The sequence below is a fragment of the Klebsiella sp. K47 genome, assembly GCF_051858335.1.
Lineage (GTDB): Bacteria > Pseudomonadota > Gammaproteobacteria > Enterobacterales > Enterobacteriaceae > Klebsiella > Klebsiella pneumoniae.
Window position 1 is genome coordinate 1 of the sequence record NZ_JBPYUI010000254.1, and the last position, 236, is coordinate 236.

Annotated in this window: 1 protein-coding gene; it reads right to left on the reverse strand. The window is 55.1% G+C overall.

Translation table 11 applies throughout. The features are described from left to right. Window positions 1-236: hypothetical protein (locus RRF55_RS27930; protein ID WP_439419289.1), on the reverse strand; the 236-nt coding region annotated here is incomplete at both ends.

The following is a 236-nucleotide window of genomic DNA, read 5'->3' on the forward strand; positions in this document are numbered from 1 at the left end:
TCGAATCGACATGGATCTGCATGACGTAGCCCCGCGGAAACCGCGTAGCAAACAGAAGGTGCCCCGCATAACGTGCCTCATTAGCTTGGCGAGCAACCGCCACGATAAGCCGTTCACCGGTTGCAGCTTCGTTGTAGACCTTGAACGGGAACCAACCCAACGCATCACGGACAGTTTCAGCGGCCTCAACCACCTGAGCAACATATGGCAGGACATCTTGGCGTTTCGAAAGTAAG